The sequence below is a fragment of the Paenibacillus sp. V4I3 genome (assembly GCF_030817215.1).
Lineage (GTDB): Bacteria > Bacillota > Bacilli > Paenibacillales > NBRC-103111 > Paenibacillus_E.
Window position 1 is genome coordinate 1,243,657 of record NZ_JAUSZA010000001.1, and the last position, 26,074, is coordinate 1,269,730.

The window sequence follows — 26,074 nt, forward strand, 5'->3', positions numbered from 1 at the left end:
TTTTTGAGTTCGCGTAGGTAAGATGTTATTTGGATATTTTCTTTAAAATAAGGCGAATGATATCTCCCGTTTCCAATTCATCCGTCATAATATGATCCTCAAAAACAGGGTCCTTTAAGGCGGCTACACACTTGTCCACTTGCTGAAATTGCCATCCCCCCGGCTCATCACCACGTTTGGTTAAACGTCTATGTAGTGTTTCCGCGGAAGCGCTGAGGCAGAAATGAAAGACATCCTTGTCTATATCCTTGAATCCATCATAGATATAGTCGAAATTTTGGCGTTTATAAATCGTCATCGGCACGATGAGATGCTTGTTGTACGTCAATTTCAACTCAGCAGCAGTCTTGACCGTGAGAACCCTCCACAGCTCCATATCTTGAAAATCATCCGTTCGCTCATGAACGAGTCGATCATCTACATTAACTAGCTTTCTAAGCATATAACCGATTTCTTCCGGGTCAAAAATCATGCAGTTTGGGACGAAGGGAAGAAGCCCATTGGCGGCTGACGTCTTACCTGCTCCGAAAGCTCCATTAATCATGATAATCATGGTATCCCTCCTAATTTTAGATCAACCGCCAACCTCTTGAATGACCGTTTGGATCTTCTGCAGCCGGATATACTCGGACTTTTCCAGTTGAGGCCGGAAGTAGGCGTACAGATAGGCGGCGTCATGGAATTCCAGACCGGGGTAGCAAACAACCTCTTGTACCGCTTGAGGGTTGTCCATAATAACCTGCCACTCGCCTTTGCGGTCTGTTGGAGATATGGTAGATAAGACATGTTTTTTCGCTGCTAAAGTAGCTTTGAGTTCAGGCCAAATGCATTCCCACGAGGGGCTGAAGATAACCGGCTCAGGGAACAGGCGGCTTGCTTTGGCGATGGTCCTCTCAATGCCTTCGATGTCAGCATCCCCAGCTGTTTTGATCGCCTCCGTCATGCCATCTAGCAGTCGGCGAAACCCGGAGTATCCCTCGGAGAGGACTTCATTTTGAAACGCTTTTTCTGCTTCGTTGGTGGAAAGCGTTTTGAAATCTGCATATGAATGATTGGTCATATAGGTACGTACCCCCAAACAGTTCCTTTTCCCAAAATGTATCACAAAAATTTTTCCAATAAAAGCCTTTACATAATAAATTGCCCACTCTGGTTTAAATTCAGTTTATAAATGTCCCTTATGCTAATTTCATTCGAAGGAAATGGCAAAGGAGCGATTAGCAATGAGTAGTGAACCAAAGAAAGTAGCGTGGATTATAGTAGGACTAATGCTTGGGATGCTATTGGGAGCCCTGGATCAGACGATCATCTCGACGGCGATGCCGACGGTTATTCGAGATCTGGGCGGGATTGCGATGTACAGCTGGGTGTTCTCCATCTACATGTTAACCTCGACGACGAGTATGCCCATCTTTGGGAAGTTGGCGGATCTGTATGGTAGGAAGCGTATTTACCTCGTAGGGATTGGTATTTTCGTAATAGGCTCTGCGCTATGCGGGCTGGCGACGAACATGACGGAGCTAATCATCTACCGCGGTCTGCAGGGCATTGGCGCCGGTGCATTAATGCCGATAGCAATGACGATTATTGGCGATATTATGCCAGTAGAGAAACGTGGAAAAATGCAAGGTTTGTTCGGCGGTGTAATGGCTTTATCTAGCATTATCGGGCCAGCAATCGGCGGCTTTATCGTGGAACATTTGAACTGGAGCTGGATTTTCTATGTGAATCTTCCGTTTGGTATCGCAGCGATGGTGATTATCGGTTCAGCACTTAAAGAAAGCCGTACCACTGAGAAGCGTTCCATAGATTGGTTGGGTGCACTCACATTAAGCGGAGCTATTGTTTCAGGTTTGCTCGGTCTGGTTCTAGGGGGCGATCCCGAGGCAGTTGGTAGTCTCCATTATGCGTGGGGCTCTCCACAAATTATCGGTCTTTTCTCAGCGTGTGCCATTCTTCTGGGTTTGTTCCTCTGGGTTGAAACCAAAGCCAAAGAGCCAATGATCCCCCTGCATTTGTTCAAAAATAAAGTCATTTCCGTCACCAGCATGATTGCCGTTTTGATGAGCGTAGGCATGTTCGGTGCAATTACCTACATTCCTTTATTCGTGCAAGGCGTCATTGGCGTCAGCCCTTCGATTGCGGGATATATCCTGACGCCTCTTATGTTATCCGTTGTGGCAACAGCCATTATTGGCGGGAGGCTGTCGAGCAAAGTTTCCTATCGTACCTTAATAGGTACGGGGATGATCCTCATAGGTATCGGTTTCACCTTCATGTCGACCATGGATGCAGGTACTTCCAAGCTCTTCATTATCCTCTATATGATCGTGGCTGGGCTTGGTATGGGTCTTATTATGCCAACACTAAACATTGCAGTTCAAGGTGAAGTTGGAGCAACTAGTCGCGGTATCGTAACATCGCTCGTTCAGTTTTTCCGTTCCATCGGCGCAACAGTGGGGGTGAGCATCATGGGGGTCATGATGACGAATCGAATGGCAGATGGCCTTTCCGGTATGGGCGAAAAGTTCCGCCAAATCCCTGCGGAGCAGCTCAAACAATTCGCCAATCCACAGCTGCTGCTGGATGCGAATGCGCGAGCGAAGCTGCCTGCCGACATTTTGACAGAGCTGCAGCATGTGTTTGTTCATGGTTTGAGCGGCATATTCTTGGCAGGGAGTCTCATTGTTTTTGCCGGAGTCATTATCACCTTCTTCTTAGGTAAGGCAAGAATACTGCCGCAAGAGACAAAGCCTACCGATAACGATGTAAGACCGAATAAAGACTCGATGCTGCAGCAATCTGAATTCGTCTCTAAACCCGTTTGCTGTTGTATGCTAGAAAGAATAGAGAATGAAACAAGGCTTAAAAAAAGGAAACAAGACTTAAAAAGAGAGGCTACAATATGGCACCCATTATGATCGTAGATGATGATCCTTATATACGCGAGCTGGTCCGCGTCTTCATGCTGAAAGAAGGCTTCGATGTCATCGAAGCCTCTGACGGCGCAGATGCGCTCAAACAACTCGAAAGCGTCCAAGTCGACATGGTGATCATGGATATCATGATGCCGAATATGGACGGGTGGGAGCTGTGCAAAGAGCTGAGGGAGCATTACGATATCCCTCTGCTCATGCTAACCGCCAAAGGCGAAACCTCGCAGAAGGTCAAAGGCTTCGAGCTGGGCACCGACGATTACCTCGTCAAGCCATTCGAGCCTGTGGAGCTGGCGATGCGAGTGAAGGCACTGTTGAAGCGTTACAAAATTGCTTCTTCCCAAACGGTTCAGGTCGGAGACCTGAGCATGAACCGTAAAACCTACGAAGTAGCAGTAGGCTCGGAGAGCGTCACCTTACCGCTCAAAGAATTCGAGCTGCTCTATAAGTTGGCGAGCTACCCAGGCAAAACCTTCTCGCGCGACCAGCTGATCGAGCAGATTTGGGGTTTCGATTACGAAGGTAACGAACGCACCGTAGATGTGCACATTAATCGGCTCCGTGAGCGGTTTCCCGAGGAGCTGCATGCTTTTCGGATCGCAACAATTCGCGGATTAGGTTATCGGATGGAGGTGCTGCGAACATGAGAATGAAGAAACGAAAGAGGTTAGTGAAGAGCAAAATGACAAAAGCTCAGCGGGTACGTGGCTTTTTGTTTACTGTAAGCATTTTTGTGCTTATTATTCTTTATTGGTTGGCAGCCTTTTACGGGACAGAATGGCTATTTACGTCTATCAACAAGCGCCCTTCAGCTGTCGTTGTCCAATTGATTAATTCGCTCGGCGGCATGTTTCTTTGGGGAATAACCATGGCCTTCCTGAGCAGGTTTTTCCGCAGTAAGCAAATGCTCTTCTTTCAAACGATGGTTCAGGCGATTCAAAGTATGTCTAGAGGGGATTTCAATGTGTCCGTCGATAATAATCCACATGGTGGTCCTTTCGTGGAGCTGGTGGATTCGATCAACAACATGGCCGTTGAATTAGGGCAGTTAGAGAAAATGAGGCAGGAATTCATCTCCAACGTATCCCACGAAATACAGTCGCCCTTGACCTCGATTAGCGGCTTCTCCCGCGCTCTACAGAATGACCAGATTACGGCTGCGGAACGTAAACATTATCTAGAAATCATTGAAGCTGAGAGTACACGGCTATCTAAGCTTAGCGATAACTTACTGAAGCTATCATCGTTAGAATCGCAGCACCACCCATTTGAGCCGAAAAGTTACCGGCTGGATAAGCAAATACGCAATCATATTCTGACCTGCGAACCGCAGTGGGTAGATAAAGACATAGAGATGGATGTTGAACTAGAAGAGATTACGCTAATTGCTGACGAGGACCTGCTGAGCCAGGTATGGACCAATCTGATTCATAACGCAATCAAATTCACGCCAAATGGCGGAACGATCGGCGTTCATCTCATAAGCAGCAGGGACGAAGCGGTTATCCGAATTTCGAATAATGGGGCGGGAATTTCGGAGGAGGATCGAGCGCATATTTTTGAACGTTTTTATAAAGCAGATAAATCCAGAAATCGAATGTCTGGCGGCAATGGACTTGGCCTGTCTATCGTGAAGAAAATTACCGAAATGCATCAGGGAACTATTGCCGTAGTCAGTGCGCCCGAAGAGAAGACCACATTTACAGTTCGACTCCCGCTGCCAAAGTAAGGGGTGAACGCAAATAGAGACCCCCGCTTATCTATGATAACCGGAGGTCCCTAAGGATCACTAATGGTATTCAATTGTACCTACACAACTCCAATCAATCAACTAACGTTGCAAATTACGACTTTACTTACGAACGGATCCTTTCCTCGAATAAACGCTATTCACATTTACCGTGTTGGATTCCCACATGCCCGATGAACGTAGACCGTTCCCGCACCTTTTCTTCCGTCGTTTGAAGTAAAAGTGGGCATGTTTCGCTAACGTGGTCCATTGGACTATCCCCTTCCCTAAGTTGAGAATATCCTGGCTCCTATCGGGGTGCCGTACCGTCTGTGCGGCTTGTCCTTCAAGTGGGCCTGCTCTTACTATAGCCAATTATTAAAATATTGTAAATATTCAGATTATTCGATAAAATCCAATTTTTGCCGACAAATTTAGGTTATTCATGGAATTCCTTCCGTATACTTTGTTTTTAAGCGAAATCCTTATTTCTTGTTTATGACCGCTAAGTGAACCGGTAAATCCAGGGCGGAACTAACTTTGTGAGCGTGGATGTCGTGATGGGACTGCTCGAACACCATTTGATGTAAAACATGCAGTTAATTTCGCTGGTTTTCACGCTCTACCAAGCTGTCTTTCATAACCTTTTCTTCCAACCGCAGCACGATCCAACTGACGCCATTCCTATCGACTCGGCTCTCTAATGTGAACTCTCCTGCTTGTAAGCGTGTTTTTCATCGTTAAAGTAGAGATGCAGCTCAATATCATTACTTTAACGATGAAAAACATCGTTATACTGGCGAAAAACCGCCCAAACATGCAGCTATTTCCGAGTTGCTTGCAGCTGGTTGAGGAGCTTTTTCGGAGCTGTCCGGGCATATCCTTCCATTATCAGGTCTTCGATTTCCGTCCAAGGAACCTTGTCTGTAATTGATACCCAGCCATGCTGTCCAATGTAGGCCGTTTTGTGGTAGGGTGTATCCTCTTGTTGAAGGAGGAACTCTTGTGTTGTCAGGTTCGTTTTAATGGCAGTAGATGGTTGACCATCCGTCTCGCCCATCATCACGAAGGGTTTATCTTTCACACGGAAGGTGATATGACCAAAGCCATCCACCTTTTCTTCAGCTTCCGGCAGTTCCATGCAGAAAGCCCTAACTTTGGCAACCAATTCTAAGCCCTTAATGCTCACAAACTGATGTGTCATATGAAGTACTCCTTCTGAATTTTATAATAGAGGACGAAAGAATTCCTTGAACCTTGTGCCCTGATACGTTAGTGTTCCCTGGTCACCCTCTACGATATAACCAAACTGTTCCCGTCCCACCCATAACTCAAGCCTGCTACGGTCTTCAAATTCAAAGGTGGCATAATAACTAGTACTTGTACTTGAATCTCCAGAGCCACCGCTGACATGCATTCTTTTGGCTACGACCTTACTGTTCCGGCTTTGGATGGGAGAGGCATTATTGGATGACCATGTCCTAAGTGATTTGATAATCAAAATGATAAAAGTGCCAATGACGAGAACGAATACACTCGTAAAGATAATTAGAAAAAGATTTCCGCCACTTCCACCAGGAAAAGGCCCCATGTTAAACCCAGATGACATGTTTTTCACTCCTTAGCGCAAGCATATTCCCGATTTTCTAGAGAAATCGTTTAACGAATCGGTAACCCGTTTCATGAAAGCTTAATGGCTCCTTGGCGGCCCGTGACTCGTCGTTCTTCTCTGAGCCGGTAATCCACCACATACCGGAGCAAGCGTGTTTGCTGGTTAGCTGCTCGGCATAGCTTTTTAATTTATCTGCGGCTGCTTGTCGGCTCTTCGTTTCATCCACAGAAATAACGGAGATTTCACTGAATTTCAAAATCATATCGGCACCATGGCGAATGCGAAAGCCTAATGTACCGAGAATTTGATTCTTCTCCTCATATACATAGAGTGATTCGTCCGGGTTCTCACGTATAAAATGCAGCCTATTTTCAATGTGTAAAGGTGAAATGGCCTTGCCGGTACGCTCTGAAACAAAGCTGCTAATTTGTTTGGTATCTTGGGATGTAGCCTCACGAATGGTATACGTCATAGTCGTCCTTCTTTCTATAATCCAATGATTCTGCTAATTATACCATATATTGGAACATGGGTTCTATATTTGTCTCCCATCTACAGAAGAAAGTAGCGATGAATCAAAACAAAAAAGCAGTTGAGCAAGAAATACATTCTGCTCAACTGCTTTTTCTGCTAAATCTTATTGGAAAGCTTTAAAAAGAATGCGATTACGCTTGAGCGTGGATCGTATTCAATGTTGTGCGATCGCTCGCTTGCACGAGCTTGATCAGAAGTTCCTTCGCGGCGGCATAGTCATCTACGTGAAGAATGGACGCAGATGTATGAATGTAGCGCGCGCAGACTCCGATGACGGCAGAGGGAATGCCGCTGCCTTGCACGTGCACCTGTCCGGCGTCTGTCCCGCCCGCCGAGATAAAGTACTGATACGGAATCTTATGCGTCTCCGCCGTATCGAGAATGAACTCGACCATCCCACGGTGGGTAATCATCGTGGGATCAAAAATACGCAGCAGCGCACCGCGCCCTAGCTGCCCAAAAGCATTGCGGTCGCCGGTCATATCCCCGGCGGCGCTGGCATCCAGCGCGTAGAACAAGTCCGGCTGAATGAGGTTCGCAGCCGTGCGTCCGCCGCGCACGCCAACCTCTTCCTGTACGGTTGCACCGGCGTACAGGATATTCGGGAGCTTCGGCCCGCCGTGAAGCTCCTTCATCAGCTCAATCGCCAGGCCGACGCCGTAGCGATTGTCCCAAGCCTTGGCCATAATCCGCTTCGGATTGGCCAGGGGTGTGAATGGGCAGATGGGAACAATCTGCTGCCCAAGACGAACGCCGATGCGCTGCGCATCGGCTTTATCTTCAGCGCCGATGTCTACATACATCGTCTTGATGTCTGCAGGCTTGCTGCGTGCCGCTTCGTCCAGCAAGTGCACGGGCACCGAGCCGATCACGCCGATGATCGGCCCTTGATCCGTCATAATCTGCACGCGCTGCGCGGGCAGTACTTGACTGAACCAGCCGCCTAGCGGCTGGAACTTGATCGTGCCATGCTCCGTGATGCCGCTCACAATGAAGCCGACCTCATCGAAATGGCCGGCTACCATGATCTTAGGGCCTGTTTCGTAGCCGCGCAGAATACCGAACAAGCTGCCGAGTCCATCCTGAACGAACTCGTCTGTATATTTCTCCAATTCACCGCGAACATACTTGCGGATTTCACGTTCAAAACCGGGCGCTGCTTGCATTTCCGTCAGCGTCCGAAAAAGCTCTAACGTTTCTGTATTCATGTGGGGTTCCTCACTTTATCGAAATAGGCTTTGGTGCAAATATGAGATCTATTTTACCATAATGGAGAAAAAAATGAATTTAAGGTAATTTCCCTCTTTACAAAACTAATGTCATTAGTTATTATACTAATATAAATAGTAAACGGGAGGCGTTATTATGAAAATGACACGTATTGGTTCTTTGTATCAACTGGCTTTTATGCCGAGATTTTTTCCGGTGAATTGTTATTTGGTGGAGGAAGAGAATGAATTAACGCTTATTGATGCGGCGCTGCCGTTCAGTGTCAAAGGCATTCTTCAAGCAGCAGAACAAATTGGAAAGCCGATCACTCGCATCGTCCTTACACATGCACATGGAGACCATATTGGGGCACTTGACGGTTTGAAAAAGGCGCTGCCGAATGTTAAGGTCTATATCTCAAGAAGAGATGCCAAGCTGCTGACGGGCAGTAAAGAATTAGAAGTTGGCGAACCAAATTCGCCGATTAAGGGAGATGTTCCTAAGTCTGTACAAACGAAGCCGGATGTACTGCTGGAGGATGGCGACCTTGTAGGATCGCTGCAAGCTGTATCAGCTCCTGGGCATACTCCAGGGATGATGGCTTTCCTAGATGTGCGCAGTCGGGCATTGATTGCTGGGGATTCTTTTCAAGTTCGTGGCGGTGCAGCGGTCTCGGGTGTTATGAAATTCTGGTTTCCGTTCCCAGCGATGGCGACGTGGAATAAAGAAGTGTCGTTGGAGAGCGCACGCAAGCTGAGACAGCTAGAGCCAAGCCTTCTAGCCGTCGGACACGGACGGATGATTGAGCAGCCGATCCCGACCATGGATCGCATTTTGGAAGAAGCGGCTAAAAAGTTTCATACAGATGCAGCAGCAATTTAGAGACAGAGAAGAGGAACTATCGTGGCATACAGACAGGGGTTAGACGCAGAGACTGTGCTCCAAGCAGCTATTGAAATGGCTGATTTACAAGGTGTTGAGCAGCTGACACTAGCCGCATTAGCTGCTAAATTGAACGTAAAAACACCGTCACTATACAATCATATTAAAGGCTTGCCAGACCTCAGAAAGCAGCTTTCCCGTCGCGGCCTCGTACTCATTAAAGAGGCGATGGTCGAGGCTGTTATTGGCAAAGCTGAAGATGACGCGCTGCTGGCGGCAGGCTTCGCTTACGTCATATTCGCTAGGAAACAGCCGGGATTATACGAGGCGATCTCCTCATTGCCTGACTACGAGGATCCTGAGTTGAAAGAGGCAGGCAGCCAAGTTGTGCTTTTCTTGCTGCGCATTTTAGAGCCATATGGACTCAGTGAAGAAGATGCGCTGCACGTGGTACGCGGATTTCGGAGCATGGTGCATGGCTTTGCCTCCCTCGAGCATAGAAACGGCTTCCGGATGGAGCTGGAAAGAGACGAGAGCCTGCGGCGTTTGCTTCAAACGTATTTAAGAGGATTACGAATAGCAGTTAATTGAGAAAAAGCGCGAGGAGCCGTTGTGGCTTCTTGCGCTTTTCTGATTGTATGTTTTGGAATGGGGGATAAGCGAGGCTTATCCTCTATTCAGCTTGTTTAGCAATGTATTTTGCTGGACATAACTCCAAAATTCGATTTTTAGAGGCTCATTTGTTGCGAAATGGCCTGTATGGAGCCTATTTGTTGTACATTATGCAATATCGACGAGAGATTGGCGGGATCTACGGCAATAATTGTTGCACTTTCTGCAACATCATTCGACCTAGAATGTGGATTCATTCATATGCTTATTCACTCATTTACTCATTTACTTACTCACTCATTCCCTCATTCACATTACTCATTCAATCGGCAACCTCAAATGAGCATATCTGACGATGGATTCCGACTTAAGACAATTAATCTAGAACAAGATTGGAGGAATGAATCGACGGTCATGGGACTAGCATATCTATGTTGTAAAACGTTCAACTGAACTTGATTCAACGATAGGGAGATTACCGACGGTACCCGCCGCTTTCTTCTTCAACAACCTACTGCCTTGACTAAAGGATCGAGAATATTAGTGGTGGCGAAATAAACGCGCTAGTCCAAAAGGACGACCTCAGTCGGTTATCCCTGCTCCAAGTTGGGTTTCGTACAAGCTTCCACCTGCAGGCCTGAATCCACAAACCCCATATCAATCGCTCGCCATAAGTATAACGAGGCAAAGCTGCGATAAGGCGCCCAGTTCGGAGCGATTTCACCTAAGTAGTTACCGTCCTTCCGATCGGCAAGGGTATGCAGCCATTTGGCCGCACGTTGGAGGCCGGCATCGCCAATAGACATGACATCGGGTCTGCCTAATGTGAAAATGAGGAACATTTCCGCTGTCCAGGCGCCGATACCTTTGACACTTGTGAGCTGTTTGAGCAGCTCTGTGTTATCTAAATCTTGCAGATTATCGAGTGTCACCTCGCCGGATACCACCTTTGTGCTAAGGTCCCGGATGTAGCGGATTTTGGGATAGGAGACCCCGCATTGTCTGATGGCTTCCTCTTCCACAGCGAGCACAAGCTCAGGCGTGACGTCCGGTATAACGAGCTTCACTCTGGCTTTAATCGTTGCAGCCGCTTTTGCAGAGAGTTGTTGGGAAATAATCGACATCACGAGCGACTCAAAGGGCTTGTAGCTGGGTGTGAGTGTAAGATCACCGATCAGTTCAATGAGACTTGCTAGCTTGCTGTCTGCTTGGGACAAGGCCGTTATCGCAGGATGCATTTTATTCAATAGTATTGTAGTTACCTCAGGTTGGATAGACTGGCTTGACTCCTCAAATTCCGTAGTTTTCATGGCGAAAAAACCTCCTTAGGCTCAGTATTTCCATCATAATGGTTAACAGGCTATGAGGCCTAGTAAAATTTGTAAAAAGTTTATTGGTGACAGGGATGCTTATCCAATCGTACGCACTTTAGTATAATGAAAGTATGATAGTGATAGAAAGGAATTCGAGCTCTGATGAGGGATGATAATCAAGCAATATCCAGAAGAAATGTGGGCATTTTTGCGCACGTGGATGCGGGTAAGACGACGACGACAGAGCATATTCTTTATCATAGCGGGCGAATTCGTGCGCTGGGTAGTGTAGATAACGGGACTGCGCAGACGGATTCTATGGATGTGGAAAGAGAGCGGGGGATTTCGGTTCGCAGCGCGACGACCTCTTTTTCATGGAAGGATACGTTGATTAACCTTGTAGATACGCCAGGTCACGTCGATTTCTTGTCGGAAGTGGAGCGTTCACTTCGGGTAATGGACGGGGCAATTCTTATTGTTTCTGCGGTAGAAGGCGTGCAGTCACAGACGGAAATGATCTGGCACACGCTGCAATCCCTCAAGATACCAACTTTGCTGTATATGAATAAAATGGACCGCGTCGGCGCGGATCCCGAGCGCGTGCTGCGCGACATTCACAAGCAGCTCACGGAGATGGCGGTGCCGATCTATGCACCACTTGGTCGAGAGGACACGTTCCGCGGTGCGGTGAACGTGTTGGTGGATGATGCGGCGGATGCGGTCGCCGCGGATGAGGTGCGCGGATTCGACTTGGCATCCGCGGTGGAGAAGCTATCGGAGCTCGACGAGCGGATGCTCACGAGCTACATCGAAGGCGCGCCCGTCGAGGCGCGCGAGGTGAAGGCAACCCTGCAGCGGTATGCGCGGCAGGGGGCGGCTTTTCCTTTGCTGGTGGGCGCCTCCAGCAAGGGGCTCGGTATCAAGGAACTGATGGAAGCGATCCTTGATTATTTGCCTGGGCCGAGTGGCTCTGCGGAGCAGCCGCTTTCGGCCGTGGTGTTCAAGGTCGAACGGGACAAGACCATGGGGAGAATGGCGTACGTCCGCCTCTACGAGGGGGCGATCCGCAACCGGGACACCGTCGTCAATGTCACGCAGAGCGTGGAGGAGAAGGTGACCCAGATTCGCAAAATCGACGGCCGTAAAGCCGAAGACATCGGGTTTGTTACGGCCGGCGACATTGCGGCCGTCTGCGGCTTGACGCAGGTACGGATCGGCGATGTGCTGGGCCGGGTAGATAGCGTGCCTCCTGCGCCGCAGATGGCGGTTCCGCTCTTGACTGTGCAGGTTCACGCCGAGGGTGAGGCGCAGTATCCGGCGCTCGTCGCAGCGCTGCAGGAGCTGACCGACGAGGATCCGCTGCTCGATCTGCAGTGGCTGCAGGAGGAGCGAGAGCTGCATGTGAAAGTCATGGGCGCGATCCAGCTCGAGATTCTCACGAGTCTCTTGAGCTCGCGCTTTGGGCTCCAAGTAAGGTTCGACCAACCTTCCGTGATCTACAAAGAAACGCCTTCGCAAGTGGGCGAAGGCTTCATTGCCTATACGATGCCCAAGCCGTGCTGGGCGATCTTACGCTTTCGCATCGAGCCTGGGGCGCCGGGCAGCGGGCTCGTGTATGAGTCGCTGGTACGGGGCGAGCATCTGCTCGTACAGTACCAGAACGAGGTGGCGCGCCGCGTGCCGGAGGCGCTCCAGCAAGGGCTGCTCGGTTGGGAAGTCACCGACTTGAGGGTGACGCTTATAGAGGGCGAGCACCACGTGTGGCACACTCACCCGCTCGACTTCGCTGTCGCTGCGCCGATGGGCATCATGCAAGGCCTTGCGCAGACGGGCACGACGCTGCTCGAACCAATGCTGCAGGTTCGCATCACCGTGCCTGAAGAGTTCGGAGGCAAGGTACTTAGTGACCTTGTGCAGATGAGAGCGGTTTTTGATCCGCCGCAAATTACAGGAGGCAGATTCGTAGTCGAGGGTCGTCTGCCTGTCGCTACGTCACTGGAATATCCAGTGAAGCTGAGTGCAATGTCAGGTGGACGAGGTGTAATAACATCCTCTTTCGCAGGCTATCAGCCAAGTCCTCCGGACGTTCATGCGGAGCGTAAGCGGCGTGGAGTCAATCCGCTCGATCAGTCGAAGTATATTTTAGCTGTGCGTAAGGCATTGTCGACCTAAGTTAGCTGGATGATCATTGTCATTGACATGATGTACTCGCCTCAGTACAATGAAGGTAAGTTAATAACATGTGACGGAGAACAGGAGACTCACTTGGATTGCCCATTGAATATCATTGGCAATACTTGGTGAGTTTTTTTGCTGTCATTTCCGCTCATTCTGGACTTGTTGCTTGCAGGCAAACTGTGTCCAAGGCACAGATGTTCATTTTAAAGAAACGGGGGCGATGGTAATGTCTTTGCAAGAGCAGTGCATTTTACCAGCCATTCGCAAAATGAGAGACCTAGAAAAGCTATTTAAGTCTAATTATACGTATATTGTTCTGTTGGATTGTCATATTGGGCAGTTGAAAAGCATCGTGGATCTGGGCAAAGCAAACGGAAAGAAGCTGCTGCTGCACGCTGATTTAATAGAAGGGCTCAAAAACGACGATTATGCGGCGGAATTTCTGTGTCAAAGTATTCGTCCTGCCGGTATCATTTCGACGCGGGGGAATGTGATTATGAAGACGAAACAGAATGGCTTGATCGCCATTCAGCGGCTTTTTCTCCTGGACAGCAGTGCCTTGGATAAAAGCTACACGCTTTTGGAGAGGACCAAACCCGATTTCATTGAGGTGCTTCCCGGTATTATTCCGCATATTATCACGGAAGTGAAGGAGCGTTCGGGCATTCCTATTTTTGCAGGAGGACTCATTCGTACAGTGGAGGATGTGGAGCTTGCGCTAGGAGCTGGAGCAACGGCAGTGACTACGTCGAATACGGAGCTGTGGCAGCACTATCATCAATGATCCTGAACATTTGGAGGCAAGGCAATGGCAATCACGGGGACAAAACCTTCTTATATCCTTTCCCTCGATCAGGGAACAACAAGCTCTAGAGCTATTTTATTTAATCAAAAAGGGAGTATTGTGCATGTAGCCCAGAAGGAATTTAAGCAGTATTTTCCGAAGCCGGGTTGGGTGGAGCATGATGCGAACGAAATTTGGCTGTCGATTCAGGGAGTCATGTCGGCGGTTTTATCGGAATCTGGGGTGCAGCCTGCAGAAATCGCGGGAATTGGCATCACCAACCAACGGGAAACAGCGGTTGTCTGGGATCGGCACACAGGGATGCCTGTGTATCATGCGATTGTGTGGCAGTCGCGGCAGACGGCAGATATTTGTGAAGAGCTGAAGACGCAGGGGCTTAGCGACCTGTTTCGGAAGCGTACGGGACTGCTGATTGATGCGTATTTTTCAGGAACCAAAATCAAGTGGATTCTCGACCACGTTGACGGTGCCAGAGAGAAAGCGGAACGTGGGGATTTGCTTTTTGGCACGATGGATACGTGGCTGATCTGGAAGCTGACAGGCGGGAAAGCGCATGTGACGGACTATTCGAACGCTTCGCGTACGCTTATCTATAACATTCACGAGCTGAAGTGGGATGAGGAGCTTCTGGGGCATTTGGACATACCAGCTTCCATGCTGCCGGAAGTTCGATCCTCTTCTGAGGTGTATGGATATACGCAGGAAAGCTTCTTTTTCGGTTCGGCGATTCCAATTGCGGGTGCTGCAGGGGATCAGCAGGCGGCTTTGTTCGGGCAAGCTTGTTTTGAAAAAGGGATGGCCAAAAATACGTATGGCACAGGCTGTTTTATGCTGATGAATACGGGCAATCACGCGATTCCATCGCGCAGCGGACTTTTGACCACCATTGCTTGGGGATTGAACGGGAAAGTGGAGTACGCGTTGGAAGGCAGTATTTTCGTGGCAGGATCGGCGATTCAGTGGCTGCGGGACGGGCTGCGGATGATTAAATCTGCGAAGGATAGTGAAGAGTACGCGAAGCGCGTTGCTTCAACAGAGGGTGTGTATGTCGTACCAGCGTTTGTCGGACTAGGTACACCTTATTGGGACAGCGACGTTCGGGGCGCGGTATTCGGGCTTACTAGGGGGACGTCGAAGGAGCATTTCATTCGGGCAACGCTCGAATCACTCGCGTATCAGACCAAGGATGTGCTGCAAGCGATGGAGGATGATTCCGGCATTCAGCTCACGAAGCTGCGAGTGGATGGTGGTGCTGTGAAGAACGACTTTCTGATGCAGTTCCAGAGCGACATGCTGGGAGTTACGGTGGAACGTCCGATGATTAGTGAGACGACAGCGCTTGGTGCGGCTTTTCTGGCGGGTCTGGCTGTAGGTTTTTGGAAGGATCAAGCGGAGATTGCGGCGCAGTGGCAGGTGGATAAGGCTTTTGAGCGGGGAATGGAAGCTGAGCTTCAAGAGAAATTGTATGGCGGTTGGAAAAAAGCGGTAAATGCCGCAATGGCTTTTAAATAAGCGTGTGCAGTGATATACTAATAACAAGTTAATATTCGGTTGGAGACTAGGAGAAGCCACGGCGGCCTATACGTGTATACGTATTAGGTATGTTGTGGTTTTTTTATTTTATATCTGCGAAGGAGAGATTGGGATGACGAAGGAACTTAAGCAAACTAATGATAAAGGGCAACAACAGGGGTTTAATGCGCTGAAAAGAACAGAAATGCTGCAGGCCATGTCTGAGCAAACGCTTGATCTGATTGTAATTGGAGGGGGGATTACGGGAGCGGGCATTGCGCTGGATGCACAAAGCAGAGGGCTTCGCACCGCGTTGATTGATATGCAGGATTTCGCTGCGGGAACGTCGAGCCGTTCGACCAAGCTGGTTCATGGCGGGCTGCGCTATCTCAAACAGCTGGAGGTGAAGGTTGTTGCTGAGGTCGGTAAAGAGCGTGCAATTGTGTATGAAAATGGCCCGCATGTGACGACGCCGGAGTGGATGCTGCTGCCTTTCTATAAGGGGGGCACGTTCGGGAAGCTGTCCACCTCGCTGGGTCTGCGGGTTTATGATTTCTTGGCTGGTGTCAAAAGATCGGAGCGCCGCAAGATGTTTCGCCCAGAGGAAACCCTTGCTCATGAGCCTCTTTTGAAGAAGAAGGATCTTAAAGGCGGCGGTTACTATGTGGAATACCGCACAGATGATGCGCGTTTAACCATTGAAGTCATGAAAAAAGCTGTCGAGCTGGGGGCTCTGGCGGTGAATTACGCTAAGGTTGAAGAGCTGCTGGTGGAGAATGGCAAGCTGGTTGGTGTGAGTGTGGTGGACCAGATTGCTGGCGGTGGGGCTGGTGAGACATCTGGAAAGACGTCTGGAAAGACGTCTGGAAAGACGGCATACTCGCTGTACGCAAGTAAGATTGTTAATGCGGCTGGGCCCTGGGTCGATACGCTGCGCGAGATGGACCGATCCAAGCACGGCAAAACGCTGCACCTGACCAAGGGGGTGCATCTGGTGTTCGATCAGAGCAAGTTCCCGCTGCGGCAGGCGATTTATTTTGATACGCCGGATGGGCGGATGGTGTTTGCCATTCCGCGGGACGGCAAAACCTACATCGGGACGACGGACACGAATTACAAAGGGGATATTGCCAATCCCCGTATTACCGAAGCGGATCGCGCCTATGTGCTGCGTGCCGCGAACGAGATGTTTCCGTCCCTCGGGTTGACGGAGGCTGACGTCGAATCGAGCTGGACCGGGCTGCGCCCTCTGATCCATCAAGAGGGCAAAGACCCTTCTGAGATTTCGCGACGCGACGAAATCTTCGTCTCGGACTCCGGCCTCATCTCGATGGCCGGGGGCAAGCTGACCGGCTACCGCAAAATGGCGGAGTCGGTCGTGGACAAGATCGCCGCGATGCTGCTGGCGGAGGGCAAGGTCTCGGCGGCGCTGCCGCCGAGCCGCACCCGGACGCTGCCGATCTCCGGCGGCGATGTGGGCGGCTCCGCGAAGCTGGCGCCGTTCTTGCGGGGCAAGGTCAGCCAAGGCCTGCGGCTGGGGCTGACCGAGGCAGAGGCTGCGCTGCTCGCGCACAGGTACGGCTCCAACGTGGACGCCGTATTCGAGCTGCTGGAGCAGCACCGGGCTGAGGCGGCGCAGCGGGGCATGCCCGCCGCCGTGCTCGCTGCGCTCGTGTACGCGATCGAGCGCGAGATGGTCGTGAAGCCGGTGGATTTCTTCATCCGCCGCACGGGCGCCCTCTTCTTCGACATCGCGTGGGCAAAGCAGTGGAAGGCGCCTGCGATCGCCTTCATGGCTGAGCGCTTCGGCTGGGACGAAGCGCAAACAGCAGCCTACACCGCTGAGCTGGAGCAGCTGCTCCATGAAGCGGTGAACCCGCTGGAGGCGTAAAGCTCCAGCGGCGCCAGCTATTTCAGCTGTTCAGCATTTCCAGCTATTGCTCCACAGCTACTTTTCACGCAAATAGCTCACTGGTTGCTCCATGAGAAGGTCCATGCCCACCAATGGGCATGGACGAGTAATGCTGCATTTCGTACAACAATTTGGAGAAATTCTGGCCAATTAGGTGAATTGTTGCAAAAAATTAAAACAATTTGGCCACTTTCCGGCATAACGTCCGAGAAGGACCTCTCAGTTGCTGAGTGAAAGCAAGTTATCGGGGTTTGCAGCCTGAGAAGGCAGAAAAGGCTGTCTCGGAGGCTCGAATGTAGCGAAAGAGGCGCGAGACGTCTGAAAAAGACCTCTCATCTGCTGAGAGCAGTCAAGTTAGCGTGTTTGCAGCCTGAGAAGGCAGAAAATGCTGTCTCGAAGGCTCGAATGGAGCGAAAGTGGCGCGAGACGTCTGAAAAAGACCTCTCATCTGCTGAGAGCAGTCAAGTTAGCGGGTTTGCAGCCTGAGAAGGCAGAAAATGCTGTCTCGAAGGCTCGAATGGAGCGAAAGAGGCGTGAGACGTCTGAAAAAGACTTCTCATCTGCTGAGTGAAAGCAAGTTAGCGGGGTTTGCAGCCTGAGAAGGCAGAAAAGGCTGTCTCGCAGGCTCGAATGGAGCGAAAGTGGCCTGAGACGTCTGAAAAAGACTTCTCATCTGCTGAGAGAAGGCAAGCTAGCGTGTTTGCAGCCTGAGAAGGCAGAAAAGGCTGTCTCGCAGACTCGAATGTAGCGAAAGAGGCGCGAGGCGTCTGAAAAAGACCCCTCAGTTGCTGAGAGAAGGCAAGTTAGCGTGTTTGCAGCCTGAGAAGGCAGAAAAGGCTGTCTCGGAGGCTCGAATGTAGCGAAAGAGGCGCGAGACGTCTGAAAAAGACTTCTCAGTTGCTGAGAGCAGGCAAGTTAGCGTGTTTGCAGCCTGAGAAGGCAGAAAAGGCTGTCTCGGAGGCGCGAATGGAGCGAAAGTGTCCTGAGACGTCAGAAAAAGACTTCTCATCTGCTGAGAGAAGGCAAGTTAGCGTGTTTGCAGCCTGAGAAGGCAGAAAAGGCTGTCTCGGAGGCACGAATGGAGCGAAAGTGGCTGAGACGTCTGAAAAAGACCTCTCATTTGCTGAGAGCAGACAAGTTAGCGGGTTTGCAGCCTGAGAAGGCAGAAAAGGCTGTCTCGGAGGCTCGAATGTAGCGAAAGAGGCGCGAGACGTCTGAAAAAGACCTCTCCGGAATACAACTTTGTAGGTTAAGATAGAGCGGACGAGGATGTATTATTATACAGAACGACGGTTAGCCAGTGAATGTCAGCAAACATACATCATACTTTGCTTAACATAAGCATCCGCAGGCGAAATCATTCATGTGTCAATTTCGTGTTTTTCACTTAAAAATAAGCAGCCAGAACCTCCATGTGCTATTATGCCTATGGAGGTTCTTTTTTTCAGTTGATTCGAATTTATAAGTTTGTACATTCGCTTGTTTCGCATCAGCTTTGGCCTTATCCTTCGTTAATTCGTAAGTTTATCCTAGTCTTCAACTAATTGTTAAGCGAGTAGGTGTGCATACATATGGGAATAACAGAACTCTTGTCCTACCTCACGGAAGAAAATTTGGCAATGATCTTGGACAAGTATCGATCACTCGGCCCATTACCAGGTCTTCTTCTACCTTTCATGAAATCGTTCGTTCCGCCGCTCCCTACACTTGTCATTATTAGTGTAAATGCAGCGGTATATGGGCTATGGCTCGGTTTTCTTTACTCTTGGATAGGTATTGTGTGCGGGTGCTTGGTGACTTTTGCGATCGTCAAAAAAGTAGCCGGCCATCCTTATCTAGAGCGCTGGGCACAAAAGCCCAAAGTCCAAAAAAGTCTCCTCTGGGCGCGTCGTCAGGCCTTCAACTATGTGTTTATACTCAGTCTTTTTCCGATAGGACCCTTCGTTGTGATTAATATGGCTGCCGGGCTGGTCGGCATGAAGTTTCGTTCTTTTTTGGTTGCGGTTGCGGCGGGAAAAGCGGTCATGGTGCTGTCGGTTAGCTTCATTGGCCACGATCCTAAGCGATTCATTGAGAATCCGTATGAGTTGATCTATGTGGCTTTATTTATTGTGATCTCACTTATGATTAGCAAAAAAGTCGAGAGGCGGTTTATGTAATTAAGACGAAAGCATCTCAAGAAATTTAGCCGCTGCAACAGACGATGTCATATCTCGGCGGGTCGTGATTCCGATGCTGCGGGCGGGAATGGCTTTGGCAGGCTTTAGCTCATGCAGCGTACCTTCAGCCAATTCTTTGACGGCATAAGACCGAGGAACGAAAGCAACGCCGAAGCCGAGTTTTGCGAATTCGATAAGCAGATCAATGCTGCCGAGCTCAGTGTCGGCTTCGATGGTGACATCTTGGGCAGCAAACCATTGCTCAATGAAGCGCCTAGTGCTGCTTCCGGGAGATAGAAGCAGTAAGGGGAATTGGCTGATATCCTGCGCGGAAAGTAAGTGGTCTGCTTGATCACGGTAGGCTTCACCGCCCACAAAGCAGTCTTGGAGGGTCATAACCGTTTGGACATCGAGATGAGGATCATCGGCAGTTGGCAAATGAATAAGCCCAAAATCGATGCTGCCCTCTTTGACACGAGCTGTAATCTCGGATGTTTTGCCGTGAGAAAGCCTGATGCGGACATCGGGATATTGTTTATGATAGGTATCCAGATAAGGGAATAAGAAGTGCTTGAATAACGAATCACTCGCTCCGACACGAAGTTCGCCTCCTGTGAGGTGCTTGAGTGCGGACATTTTTTTCTCCCCAGCCTCCAAAAGCGCAAAGGATTGCTCCACATAAAGCAGTAATTGCTTCCCCTCAGTTGTTAATTCCACACCCTTGGATTGCCGATGAAAAAGCTTCATGGATAACGCCTGTTCCATTTGTTTAATCGCATAGCTGACGGATGGTTGGGTAATGTAAAGCTCCCCGGCTGCTTTGGTTAAATTGCCCGCTTTGGCGGCATGTAGGAATATTCGGTACCATTCTAAATGGATCATGATATAGAGCTCCTTTATGGGAAGGTGCTTATTTGGTGATTTCATCTATGCCTGCTCCTCCCATTATAATTGGCTTATAAGATACGCACAATTGGAGAGGGTGGATGAAATGCAGGATTGGGCGAAGCACGAGCCAGATCGGAGAGCTAGATCACCATGGTCACAACATCTGGAAGGACAGGAGGTACGGCTGTCGCCGCTTCAAGGAGCGGTCGATGCGACTATCACGATACCGGGCAGCAAAAGCTTCACTAATCGCGCACTCCTTATTGCTGCACTTGCGAAGGGGACCACCCGGCTGCAGGGTATTTTACAAAGCGATGATTCCTATTGGTGTATGAACGCTCTCAGAGAGCTGGGAACTGAAATTGAGATGGATGGGGATACAGTTACAATCCATGGAAACGAAGGACATTGGTCAGTCGCGAAAGCAGATTTATACGTGGGAGCTGCTGGTACGGTTGCACGCTTTTTACCTGGGGCACTTGTCGTTGGTCATGGGGAGTGGACACTTGATGGCAGTAAGCGTATGACAGAAAGACCTCTTGCACCATTATTGGATGCGTTATCCAGTTTGGGAGCGGATATCCGATATAAGGGTAATCCTGGATGTGTACCGCTGACGCTTCATGCGGACGGTCTTAATGGAGGAGAAGTAACGGTTTCTGGAGCGGTTTCCAGTCAGTTTATTAGCGGCTTGCTGCTCGCAGCTCCTTATGCCAAAGAAACTCTAACCATTCAGATCGCTGATCAAATTGTGCAGCGGGACTACGTCGAGATGACATTGGATATGATGTGGGCGTTTGGTGTGAGACCAGAGGTTCATGAGGATGGGCAAGCGATTACGATTCAGCCGAGTGTTTATGAAGCACGTACATTCATGCTGGAGCCCGATGTATCAACTTGCGGTTACTTCTGGGCTCTCGCTGCCCTGACGAATGGACGTGTACGTATTGAGGGTATTTCCGCGCAGACGCGACAACCGGATATAGAGCTATTGTCTGTTTTGGAGAAAATGGGCTGTTCGGTGACGCGTGGTGAACATTACATTGAAGTTCGGGGTACAAAACGTCTTAAAGGCGGCTTCACAGTGAGCATGCAGCGTTGGTCGGACCAGACGCTGACACTAGCTGCACTGGCCCCCTTCGCGGATGGTCCAATTACACTGACGGATGCTGCGCATATCAGGCATCATGAGTGTGACCGCATTGCGGCGATGTGTGAGGAACTTGGGAAGCTTGGCATTCAGGTGGAGGAACATGCAGATGGGTTAACGGTGCACCCAGGGGAGCCGCAACCCGCGCTTCTCGACCCCCACGACGACCATCGAATGGCGATGGCGCTTTCGCTGATCGGCGCAAGGGTAGATGGCGTCAGGATTGCGGATCCGGGCTGTGTTTCGAAGACATGCCCAGACTTTTTTGATCGATGGCGGGAGCTGGGTGTCGGGGTGGAGGTTATTTAAGCAAGATCACTCCACACCTGAATATTCAGCTTCGGATATAAAACGGCAAAATCCCCAGCTTGTTTCTCAAGCATGCTTAGCTCAAATGATTTGCTAAAAATATCGCGATCTGGCAGGAAGGTAACACTCGTTCCTGTTTCCTTGGTCACGCCTACTGTTTGGAGCTCGCTTTGCGGAATCCCATGCTTATAGTGCTGTTGGAACACTCGACCGTCGCGCTTGATCTCAACGGAAAGCTTGAGTGATAGCGCGTTGACGACGGGCATGCTGATGCCTTTTTCACTGCCGAGTGCTAAGAAAATAGCACTTGTACTTAGTCGGCTCATGTCTGTAAGAACAGTCTGAACACGTGGGTGTTCACTACCAGGAAGCGCTTGAACGGGAATACCACGTCCATTGTCTGCAACTGTGATGCTGCCATCCGCATGCAAAAAGAGGCTAACCTCGCTGCAGGTGCCGTGCAGGTGCTCCAGAATGCAGTTCTCGACAACAGCCCACAGCAGTAAGTGTGGATCATATATTTCTTGTGCTCCGCCCAAATAAGCATGCGCATTCGTTCTTGCTTCTGTCATAGCTAAATAGTCACTAGTGTCCATGAGGTCGGAAGCCGCCGCCAGCAGTAATAAAAGTGGAAGTGCACGGGGGCCTGGAATGGTATACTTGCCGCCTCTCTCTTCTTGAACGAGAAGGTCTGCTCCTACTAATGCTTTGATGTGATGGTAGAATTGTCCCGTTGTCCCCATGTTCAGACGTTCTACCAGATCCGGTCCGGTAAGAGGTTCTTGCAAGACTGATCTTAAAATATCCAGCCGCTGCTTATGAGCAAGAGCACCCAAGATTTTTGCTGCTTTATCGCCGTCCAGTTGGATTAACTGCCGGACATGCTTTTCTTGAGGCTCCCACCGGAAACTAGCCTGATCTCCCCGATATTGACCAGAGTAAAATACACTCCCAAGCTCAGCTGCTGAATTGTTTTTCTCAGTAAACATTTTATTATTCTCATCTTGGTTAGGAATCAATTGTCTGACAAGTTGCTGAAGATCATTCATCTGTGCCTGCAGCGCATCTAGCTCGGTGCCATAATCCCGTGTTGTGGTCAAAAGGATCACCTCATCTAAATTATTTAATTACGTAATTACGTAATTAAATAATAACATAAATTGTGGTGATCGTACAGTTTTATATTCCAAATTAAGGAATAATTAGGAATGCTGATTAGCCTAACTCGGTGCAATCTAAGTATAAATGACGTAAAGTCCGATATGGTACAGCAACAAATGGAAACGTGAAAGAAGCTTCGGGGAATGCAGCTGCGTTAAACCAAGTTTCGAACGAACTGCGAGTACAGATCCAACGCTTTCTCATCTAAAAAGCCAAAAGACGAACAGACGAAAAGACGCTATCAGGACAGCGTTTGCTCGTCTTTTTCATTGGAGTCTAAATCAGTATATACACGTATTTGGTCTTGATCATCTATGGTAGCTAGTTCAACATCCTTCATATCGAGATGTGCAGCGTGAATCTGAGCTTCCAGCCATGCGTGGTCTTTTCCCAGCTGAGCAAGCACCTTATCATCACTGGACCCTTCAACAATAATCGGCTTCACGAGAGAGAACGACGATGTAGGTATGTACATATCTTTCGCGGTAATAGGGTGATACTGAGGCTCGAGGAACACAGAAATGATTCCTCCTGGCTCCCACAGAGCAAGTGCGACTTTGGCTATATCCTCAATCTGCTGCTTACGCAGCTCAGAGAAGAGGTGATCTACAGAAATTTTGGCTTTGCGCAAACTTTTCATTTGAATCTGTCCATTTTTAATTAACCTAAGCGGCGGCGGGTCTAAATAATGCTTAAGGAAATTCCATTTTAAACTTAGCCAGGAGGTTGTCAGATATAGGACTACGATTACAATCGTGGTGATCATGGATCCGGTTAAACCTAAATGCTCGTCCGAAAGCGGGTGGGCAATAATATTTCCTAAGATTAGAGCAATAATGAAATCCAGAAAACGCAGTTGTGAGATGGATCGCTGCCCCAAAGCTTTGGCCGTAATTAATAAGAAGAGATAGGCTGCAACAGCGCGCAAAATCCATTGGATCGTGGTTAGAGATTCTTGGCTATGAAAGAAGTCCAATTCACGTCACACTCCGAAAATGGGGTAAATGCTCGTATAATGTTTCCTCGTTTTCCCGTTTTTATCCATGATGGGTGGTTGGAGTGAAGGGATTCTAGGGGGCTACCAACGTCTACTCTGTGGCTGGTGTTAATCCTACTTCGCGTTCACTCCAAATCCAAAACTGACGAGCTAGCTCCTCGTTTTGGGCTCTAGCTGAGACAGGCGCGATCTTCCGCCTGTAGTAGTACTCGCCGCTGACCGTCCGTACGTCCGGGCTCGCAGCCATTGTCCTAAAAGTAGGTAAATCTACTTGAGGACAGCCCTTTAAGGTCTTTTGTCCTTATGGAACATTCGAATCAGTATTCAGCATGAAATTAATACTTCCATTGGAGTTTTCCAATGGAATCGACTCAAATGCTCCAAAAAGCGCAATTCCATTCGAAGACGTTCAACAATATTTATGTGTTATACAATTCTTAAATGCCAAAAAGAGCACAGGGATGTGCCCTTTCATCTTTTTCAAGCTCTTCATACTCTTCCACAGACAAGCTTATTCCCAACGACTTCATACTACATGCATCTACTTTAAATCACACCAACGGCTGCATGCCGCGCTCCAGCCAATCCTCGCGAGTCGGCCCATAGATGTCCGGGACTCGTAGTCCGGCTTGACGCATCAAGACGATCATTTCACCACGATGGTGAATTTCATGCGAAATGAGGATGCGCAGTGTTAAGCCATTGAGCCACTGCTCGCCATACATGTCAGTGCTTTCAGTGAGCTTAGCATCTGTCCACTGGGCCTGGATTGCTTCGGCTAGCCCGGCTGAGGAAGAGCGGTAGGTGTCAGCAATAGTCTTGGCGGACGCTGGCGCGTGTTCTTCGCCTTCGGGAGCATTGAACGTAAGACCAGTACGTGAGGTCATCTCGTGAATAGTAGTCGCGATATGCCAACCCAATTGTCCTAGCGAGCGGAAGTCGGGCGCGATTTGCTGTTTAAGTGAAGCATCTGTCAAAGTGTCCAGCACGCGCTGGGTAGCTTTTGCTTCATTGTTCCATTCATTTACAAAATCTTCGATTGTTCTAAACATGGGTGAGCCTCCTTAGAGTTTTCGCCAGAAAAACTGGCATCGTAAGCAGTCATCAATTGGTTTCGCCTACTTCATAACCTCATTATAGACAACCACCACTGACAACGTCCTGTCAGTGTTCTTTTGCATAGAGTTGAACAATTTTTTCAGCTTTATCTTTGATGATGGCAGCAATATGGGCCGGCTCGAGAATACGCAGGTTGGGACCATAGCTAAGAAGCAAGCCATGAAGCCACGATTCATCCGGTTGAGTGGCGGTAATCATCAAAGTGCCGTCAGCTTGAACAGTAATTTGCTCAGGACGGAAATAATCCTCTACTTGAGCGCGAACGTTCGGCTGCGCATGCAGTACGAGTTTGATGAGCGTGGAGGGATCTCTTTTGCCCCAGTTATGATCAAGCTGTTCTAAGGTTCCTTCTTTGCGTTCAAATATTCTCTGAAGCACTTCAATATCTTTCATACGAGATAATCGGAAGACACGAAAATCTTGACGCAGCAGGCAGTAGCCGTACAAGTACCAGCCAAAGCCTTTAACCACAATGCCCATAGGCTCTACTGTTCGCACAGACTGCTCACTTTGAGAAGTAATATATTGAAAGGAAATCAGTTTGGATTCCTTAATTGAAGTGCGCAGGATACTTAGCTTCTCTTTGTCCTGATTGCTGCCACGCCAAGGATTCATATCAATAATAAGTTGATTGTTTAGGTTAGCGACGGTGTTCTGTTCCGATTTCGCCACGAGAGCGCCTACTTTATCAAGAAGGTTGCTGATCTCTTGGTCGCCGACGGTAGAGCGGATTCCTTTGAGGCCGACAATAATAGATTGCAGCTCATCGAGGGACAGAAATTGGCGATCCAACCGATATTGGTCCATAATTTCGTAACCACCGCTCATCCCTGCATAAGAAACGACAGGAACGCCAGCTTGGTTAATGGCCTCAACGTCTCGGTAAACCGTACGTAAAGACACTTCAAATCGCTCCGAAAGCTCTTTAGCGCTGATTCTTCTTCGGTTTAGAAGCAGCATAGTAATGGCAAGCAGACGATCAATTTTCAAGAAAAGCACCTCATCGATTCATATATGTAACTTTAACATTCGATTCCGGAGAAGGAATTCCTTTGTG

The 26,074-nt window shown here is 49.1% G+C and carries 24 protein-coding genes; 12 read left to right on the forward strand and 12 right to left on the reverse strand.

From position 1 onward, the window contains the following. Positions 1-25 precede the first annotated feature (25 nt). On the reverse strand, positions 26-553 hold the full coding sequence (locus QFZ77_RS05850) for an AAA family ATPase (RefSeq protein WP_307437385.1): 528 nt from the start codon (positions 551-553) through the stop codon (positions 26-28). 21 nt (positions 554-574) lie between these two features. Further along, the gene (locus QFZ77_RS05855; RefSeq protein WP_307437387.1) at positions 575-1,060 is read right to left on the reverse strand and encodes a hypothetical protein; all 486 of its coding nucleotides are present in this window, start codon (positions 1,058-1,060) and stop codon (positions 575-577) included. Positions 1,061-1,223: 163 nt separating this feature from the next. Here QFZ77_RS05855 and QFZ77_RS05860 point away from each other — a divergent pair, with 163 nt between their 5' ends. The 3 genes from QFZ77_RS05860 to QFZ77_RS05870 are packed head-to-tail and all read left to right on the forward strand — an operon-like array spanning position 1,224 to position 4,665. After that, positions 1,224-2,921, forward strand: a complete 1,698-nt coding sequence (locus tag QFZ77_RS05860) for an MDR family MFS transporter (RefSeq protein WP_307437389.1) — start codon at positions 1,224-1,226, stop codon at positions 2,919-2,921. After that, positions 2,906-3,583: a response regulator transcription factor gene (locus QFZ77_RS05865; RefSeq protein WP_307437392.1), complete on the forward strand. Its 678-nt coding sequence runs from the start codon at positions 2,906-2,908 to the stop codon at positions 3,581-3,583. Before QFZ77_RS05860 ends, QFZ77_RS05865 begins: the two co-directional genes overlap by 16 nt. Next, a complete protein-coding gene (locus tag QFZ77_RS05870; protein ID WP_307437398.1) occupies positions 3,580-4,665 on the forward strand; it encodes a sensor histidine kinase in 1,086 nt (361 codons plus the stop codon). The genes QFZ77_RS05865 and QFZ77_RS05870 overlap by 4 nt, the downstream gene beginning before the upstream one ends. A gap of 823 nt (positions 4,666-5,488) precedes the next feature. On the opposite strand, the gene QFZ77_RS05875 is transcribed toward QFZ77_RS05870, so the two are convergent. The 4 genes from QFZ77_RS05875 to QFZ77_RS05890 form a co-directional block, all read right to left on the reverse strand. Beyond that, positions 5,489-5,869, reverse strand: coding sequence for an MmcQ/YjbR family DNA-binding protein (locus tag QFZ77_RS05875; RefSeq protein ID WP_307437401.1), 381 nt, complete (start codon positions 5,867-5,869; stop codon positions 5,489-5,491). Between the two features lie 21 nt (positions 5,870-5,890). Beyond that, positions 5,891-6,274, reverse strand: coding sequence for a DUF2500 domain-containing protein (locus tag QFZ77_RS05880; protein WP_307437404.1), 384 nt, complete (start codon positions 6,272-6,274; stop codon positions 5,891-5,893). Between the two features lie 37 nt (positions 6,275-6,311). Continuing rightward, positions 6,312-6,749, reverse strand: a complete 438-nt coding sequence (locus QFZ77_RS05885) for a GNAT family N-acetyltransferase (protein WP_307437407.1) — start codon at positions 6,747-6,749, stop codon at positions 6,312-6,314. Between the two features lie 193 nt (positions 6,750-6,942). Then, a complete protein-coding gene (locus tag QFZ77_RS05890; RefSeq protein ID WP_307437410.1) occupies positions 6,943-8,019 on the reverse strand; it encodes a M42 family metallopeptidase in 1,077 nt (358 codons plus the stop codon). Between the two features lie 157 nt (positions 8,020-8,176). On the opposite strand from QFZ77_RS05890, the gene QFZ77_RS05895 reads away from it, so the two are divergent. Then, positions 8,177-8,902 carry an MBL fold metallo-hydrolase gene (locus QFZ77_RS05895; RefSeq protein WP_307437413.1) on the forward strand — a complete coding sequence of 242 codons (726 nt, stop codon included), beginning with the start codon at positions 8,177-8,179 and terminating at the stop codon, positions 8,900-8,902. A 21-nt stretch (positions 8,903-8,923) separates the two neighbouring features. After that, entirely contained in the window at positions 8,924-9,493 is a 570-nt protein-coding gene (locus tag QFZ77_RS05900) for a TetR/AcrR family transcriptional regulator (protein ID WP_307437415.1), read from the forward strand. A gap of 611 nt (positions 9,494-10,104) precedes the next feature. Here the strand turns inward: QFZ77_RS05900 and QFZ77_RS05905 are convergent. Then, positions 10,105-10,824 carry a DNA-3-methyladenine glycosylase family protein gene (locus QFZ77_RS05905; protein ID WP_307437418.1) on the reverse strand — a complete coding sequence of 240 codons (720 nt, stop codon included), beginning with the start codon at positions 10,822-10,824 and terminating at the stop codon, positions 10,105-10,107. A gap of 165 nt (positions 10,825-10,989) precedes the next feature. Here QFZ77_RS05905 and QFZ77_RS05910 point away from each other — a divergent pair, with 165 nt between their 5' ends. From QFZ77_RS05910 to QFZ77_RS05935, 6 genes are all read left to right on the forward strand, one after another. Beyond that, on the forward strand, positions 10,990-12,999 hold the full coding sequence (locus QFZ77_RS05910) for a GTP-binding protein (RefSeq protein ID WP_307437421.1): 2,010 nt from the start codon (positions 10,990-10,992) through the stop codon (positions 12,997-12,999). 232 nt (positions 13,000-13,231) lie between these two features. Next, positions 13,232-13,789 (forward strand): glycerol-3-phosphate responsive antiterminator, encoded by a 558-nt coding sequence (locus QFZ77_RS05915; RefSeq protein ID WP_307437424.1) that lies wholly within the window; start codon positions 13,232-13,234, stop codon positions 13,787-13,789. A gap of 24 nt (positions 13,790-13,813) precedes the next feature. Next, a complete protein-coding gene (gene glpK, locus QFZ77_RS05920) occupies positions 13,814-15,322 on the forward strand; it encodes a glycerol kinase GlpK (RefSeq protein WP_307437427.1) in 1,509 nt (502 codons plus the stop codon). A gap of 133 nt (positions 15,323-15,455) precedes the next feature. Then, the gene (locus tag QFZ77_RS05925; RefSeq protein WP_373462567.1) at positions 15,456-17,213 is read left to right on the forward strand and encodes a glycerol-3-phosphate dehydrogenase/oxidase; all 1,758 of its coding nucleotides are present in this window, start codon (positions 15,456-15,458) and stop codon (positions 17,211-17,213) included. A 406-nt stretch (positions 17,214-17,619) separates the two neighbouring features. After that, complete coding sequence (locus tag QFZ77_RS05930; RefSeq protein WP_307437431.1) at positions 17,620-17,805, forward strand: hypothetical protein; 186 nt, start codon at positions 17,620-17,622, stop codon at positions 17,803-17,805. A 1,000-nt stretch (positions 17,806-18,805) separates the two neighbouring features. Continuing rightward, a complete protein-coding gene (locus QFZ77_RS05935; protein ID WP_307437434.1) occupies positions 18,806-19,393 on the forward strand; it encodes a TVP38/TMEM64 family protein in 588 nt (195 codons plus the stop codon). Here QFZ77_RS05935 and QFZ77_RS05940 read toward each other — a convergent pair whose 3' ends face one another. After that, entirely contained in the window at positions 19,394-20,275 is an 882-nt protein-coding gene (locus QFZ77_RS05940) for a LysR family transcriptional regulator (RefSeq protein ID WP_307437437.1), read from the reverse strand. It lies immediately after the preceding gene. Positions 20,276-20,384: 109 nt separating this feature from the next. Here QFZ77_RS05940 and aroA point away from each other — a divergent pair, with 109 nt between their 5' ends. Next, on the forward strand, positions 20,385-21,740 hold the full coding sequence (aroA, locus tag QFZ77_RS05945; RefSeq protein WP_307437440.1) for a 3-phosphoshikimate 1-carboxyvinyltransferase: 1,356 nt from the start codon (positions 20,385-20,387) through the stop codon (positions 21,738-21,740). Here aroA and QFZ77_RS05950 read toward each other — a convergent pair. The 4 genes from QFZ77_RS05950 to QFZ77_RS05965 all read right to left on the reverse strand — a co-directional run bounded on the left by QFZ77_RS05950 (position 21,737) and on the right by QFZ77_RS05965 (position 26,007). Beyond that, positions 21,737-22,789: an ArsR family transcriptional regulator gene (locus QFZ77_RS05950; RefSeq protein WP_373462726.1), complete on the reverse strand. Its 1,053-nt coding sequence runs from the start codon at positions 22,787-22,789 to the stop codon at positions 21,737-21,739. The two genes, aroA and QFZ77_RS05950, sit on opposite strands and share 4 nt — an antisense overlap. Positions 22,790-23,142: 353 nt before the next feature. After that, positions 23,143-23,877 carry a DUF421 domain-containing protein gene (locus QFZ77_RS05955; RefSeq protein WP_307437449.1) on the reverse strand — a complete coding sequence of 245 codons (735 nt, stop codon included), beginning with the start codon at positions 23,875-23,877 and terminating at the stop codon, positions 23,143-23,145. Positions 23,878-24,449: 572 nt separating this feature from the next. After that, complete coding sequence (locus tag QFZ77_RS05960; protein WP_307437451.1) at positions 24,450-24,950, reverse strand: DinB family protein; 501 nt, start codon at positions 24,948-24,950, stop codon at positions 24,450-24,452. A 112-nt stretch (positions 24,951-25,062) separates the two neighbouring features. Further along, the gene (locus QFZ77_RS05965; protein WP_307437453.1) at positions 25,063-26,007 is read right to left on the reverse strand and encodes a helix-turn-helix transcriptional regulator; all 945 of its coding nucleotides are present in this window, start codon (positions 26,005-26,007) and stop codon (positions 25,063-25,065) included. Between the last annotated feature and the right edge of the window lie 67 nt (positions 26,008-26,074).

Coding starts and splice junctions, on each gene's coding strand:
- QFZ77_RS05850 (WP_307437385.1), bottom strand. CDS start 553: ATGATTATCATGATTAATGGAGCTTTCGGAGCAGGTAAGACGTCAGCC.
- QFZ77_RS05855 (WP_307437387.1), bottom strand. CDS start 1,060: ATGACCAATCATTCATATGCAGATTTCAAAACGCTTTCCACCAACGAA.
- QFZ77_RS05860 (WP_307437389.1), top strand. CDS start 1,224: ATGAGTAGTGAACCAAAGAAAGTAGCGTGGATTATAGTAGGACTAATG.
- QFZ77_RS05865 (WP_307437392.1), top strand. CDS start 2,906: ATGGCACCCATTATGATCGTAGATGATGATCCTTATATACGCGAGCTG.
- QFZ77_RS05870 (WP_307437398.1), top strand. CDS start 3,580: ATGAGAATGAAGAAACGAAAGAGGTTAGTGAAGAGCAAAATGACAAAA.
- QFZ77_RS05875 (WP_307437401.1), bottom strand. CDS start 5,869: ATGACACATCAGTTTGTGAGCATTAAGGGCTTAGAATTGGTTGCCAAA.
- QFZ77_RS05880 (WP_307437404.1), bottom strand. CDS start 6,274: ATGTCATCTGGGTTTAACATGGGGCCTTTTCCTGGTGGAAGTGGCGGA.
- QFZ77_RS05885 (WP_307437407.1), bottom strand. CDS start 6,749: ATGACGTATACCATTCGTGAGGCTACATCCCAAGATACCAAACAAATT.
- QFZ77_RS05890 (WP_307437410.1), bottom strand. CDS start 8,019: ATGAATACAGAAACGTTAGAGCTTTTTCGGACGCTGACGGAAATGCAA.
- QFZ77_RS05895 (WP_307437413.1), top strand. CDS start 8,177: ATGAAAATGACACGTATTGGTTCTTTGTATCAACTGGCTTTTATGCCG.
- QFZ77_RS05905 (WP_307437418.1), bottom strand. CDS start 10,824: ATGAAAACTACGGAATTTGAGGAGTCAAGCCAGTCTATCCAACCTGAG.
- QFZ77_RS05910 (WP_307437421.1), top strand. CDS start 10,990: ATGAGGGATGATAATCAAGCAATATCCAGAAGAAATGTGGGCATTTTT.
- QFZ77_RS05915 (WP_307437424.1), top strand. CDS start 13,232: ATGTCTTTGCAAGAGCAGTGCATTTTACCAGCCATTCGCAAAATGAGA.
- glpK (WP_307437427.1), top strand. CDS start 13,814: ATGGCAATCACGGGGACAAAACCTTCTTATATCCTTTCCCTCGATCAG.
- QFZ77_RS05925 (WP_373462567.1), top strand. CDS start 15,456: ATGACGAAGGAACTTAAGCAAACTAATGATAAAGGGCAACAACAGGGG.
- QFZ77_RS05930 (WP_307437431.1), top strand. CDS start 17,620: ATGCTGTCTCGAAGGCTCGAATGGAGCGAAAGTGGCGCGAGACGTCTG.
- QFZ77_RS05935 (WP_307437434.1), top strand. CDS start 18,806: ATGGGAATAACAGAACTCTTGTCCTACCTCACGGAAGAAAATTTGGCA.
- QFZ77_RS05940 (WP_307437437.1), bottom strand. CDS start 20,275: ATGATCCATTTAGAATGGTACCGAATATTCCTACATGCCGCCAAAGCG.
- aroA (WP_307437440.1), top strand. CDS start 20,385: ATGCAGGATTGGGCGAAGCACGAGCCAGATCGGAGAGCTAGATCACCA.
- QFZ77_RS05950 (WP_373462726.1), bottom strand. CDS start 22,789: ATGAATGATCTTCAGCAACTTGTCAGACAATTGATTCCTAACCAAGAT.
- QFZ77_RS05960 (WP_307437451.1), bottom strand. CDS start 24,950: ATGTTTAGAACAATCGAAGATTTTGTAAATGAATGGAACAATGAAGCA.